This window comes from Streptomyces murinus, from assembly GCF_002154555.1.
Classification (GTDB): domain Bacteria; phylum Actinomycetota; class Actinomycetes; order Streptomycetales; family Streptomycetaceae; genus Streptomyces; species Streptomyces murinus.
Map to the genome: position 1 here is coordinate 3,320 of NZ_MUNF01000287.1, position 2,466 is coordinate 5,785.

1 protein-coding gene and 1 pseudogene are annotated in these 2,466 nt (G+C 71.0%); both read right to left on the reverse strand.

Translation table 11 applies throughout. The features are described from left to right. Positions 1 to 33: 33 nt before the first annotated feature. Positions 34 to 1,950 carry an MFS transporter gene (locus CCN72_RS18335; protein WP_208638036.1) on the reverse strand — a complete coding sequence of 639 codons (1,917 nt, stop codon included), beginning with the start codon at positions 1,948 to 1,950 and terminating at the stop codon, positions 34 to 36. A 197-nt stretch (positions 1,951 to 2,147) separates the two neighbouring features. Then, positions 2,148 to 2,466, reverse strand: a pseudogene (locus CCN72_RS18340) (D-alanyl-D-alanine carboxypeptidase); the annotation flags it as partial.

Sequence of the window (2,466 nt, forward strand, 5' to 3'; positions counted from 1 at the left end):
GTCAGACAGGCCCTAGGGCCCCGGGTCAGGGGCCTACTTCAGGGCGTCGGGACACGGCGTGCCCCGGGGCAGCTGGTACGGGGCGGCAAGGCGGTACGTGCCCGCGCGCGGCGCGATCAGCATCGTCCACTTGTCGCCGTTCGCGTCCTCGGGGGTCTCCATGAGGCACCCGTTGACATTGCGGTACTTCTTCTCCGTGCCCGGCGGCGAGGGGATCACCTGCGGGCCCTTCAGGCTCTTGCCGTGGGCGTCGACCACGCTGAGCCAGGGGGAGTAGGGGATCCGGATCAGGATGCGGCCGGCCTTGCGCACGTCCAGGGTCATCTCGCCCTGCTCGGCACGGTCCACCCGCGCGTTCGGCTCGGCCAGCGGGGTCGGGTCGGTCACCTTGAACAGCTGCCAGTTGGCATCGCCCCAGATCTGCGTCAGGTACGGCATCCCGCGCCGCAGCAGCTGCCGCTCGCGCTCGCCGCCGTCCCCGTCCGGGTTGTCCTTGGGCAGCACCACGAAGTGCACGGCCCACCGCTGGAGCCACTCGTGGTAGTTCGCCGAGTTGAGCGTGTCGTCGTAGAAGAGCGGGTTGCGCTCCATGTCGGCCTGCCGGTTCCAGCCCCGCGCCAGGTTGACGTACGGCGCGAGCGCGGACGCCTCGCGGTGCGAACGCGCCGGTACGACCTCCACCCGCCCCCGCTCCGCGCCGACCTTCTGCAACTGGTTGACCAGCGGCGCCAGCTCGTGCGCCCAGGACGCGGTCGGGGTCGTGTGCACGATGTCGTCGACCGACTTGTAGCCGATCCAGCCGACGAACCCCAGGAACGCCACCACCGTCGCGTACCACTTGCGCGACTTCGGCACGGTGAACGGCAGCGCCGCGATCAGCGTCGCGCCCGCGAACAGCATCGGCAGCCGCGAGATGTTCGAACCGATCTGCGAGCTGACCACCCACACCGCCACCACCATGGCGCTGTAGACGGCCGCCGTCAGCCGGACCGTGATCCACTCCTTCGGCACCAGGAACAGGCAGAGCAGGCCGTATATCAGCGGCAGGCTGACCGAGCCGATCGTCATCGGCTGGGTGCCGGAGAAGGGGAAGAGGAAGTACGACGCGGCCACCACCGCCGCGGGGGCGAGCCCGAGCGCCCATGCGCCCGGCCGTCGCTTCTGCAAAAACAGTGCGACCGCGACCAGGCCGACGAACAGTCCGGAGACCGGCGAGGCCATGGTGGAGAGCCCGGCCAGCGGGGCCGCCACCGCCGCCTTCGCCCAGCGTCTGTGCCGCCAGCGGTACGGCCAGCAGAACACCGCCGCCACCGCGCCGAGCGCGAACATCGTGCCCAGTCCGAAGGTCACCCGGCCCGACATCGCGTTGCACAGCAGCGCGAAGACCCCGGCCATCGAGGCCCACAGGGGGTTCCGCACGGCCCGGCTGCGGATGAGGATCAGCGTCAGCAGGCCCGCCGAGACGGTGCCGGCGATCATCATCGTCGTACGGACGCCGAGGACCGCCATCAGATACGGCGACACCACGCTGTACGACACCGGGTGCATGCCCCCGTACCAGGCGAGGTTGTACGCCGAGTCCGGGTGCCGGCCGACGAACTCCGCCCAGGCGTCCTGCGCCGCGAGATCGCCGCCGCTGTTCGCGAACGTGAAGAACCAGATGATGTGCAGCACGCCCGCGAGCACGGTGACCCACAGCACGGGGTGGCGCAGCATACGGGCGCGAAGGGGTTCGAGGGGCGCGAGGAGACGGGTGAGGCGGCCGCCGGGCACGTCGTCCGTACGATCGCTCGCACGGACCGTCGTAAGGCCGCTCGTACGGCTGCTTGTACGGCTGCTCGTACGACCCTTCGCGCCGGTGTCCGCGTCAGGCGTGGACAGGCGTATTCGTGGGCCGTTTTCCGGGCCCGGTCCGGCGTCGTCGGCGCGTGTCGGCTCCGCAGTGGCCACCTGAAGGCACTCCCCGTGTCCCGTCTTCTGTTCTCGGCCGTTTCCTTCGGTGTTCCCGGCCGCTTCTCGTCCAGTTCGCGGCCGTGTCCCGGGAACCGGCGACCTGCCCCGATTCGTGACGCTAGCACGCACCCCGCCACGGGGCGCCCGGGTGGGGCGCCGTGACGGGGTGCGCGGGGGGTGTGCGGGACGTGCGGTCAGCCGATGCGGGTGAGCTTCGCGCCGAAGCCGGGCTCGGCCAGGTCCCGCTGGAGGGCCACCGGGACCTTGACGCCGGCCGTGCTGCCGTCGCCCACCGTGAGGGTGCCGACCTGGGTGCCGGCCTTCGCGGTGTGCGGGACGGTGCCGGCGGCGAAGGACAGCTTGACCTTCAGGCCCGACCAGCCGACCGCGGTGACGTCCTGGGTGACCACGATCGGGGTCTGCCCGCCGAGCTGGTCGTCCACGTAGCCGACGACATCGCCCTTCTTCAGGATCTTCGCCGAGGTCAGCGCGTGCTCGGCGCCGAGCAGCGCG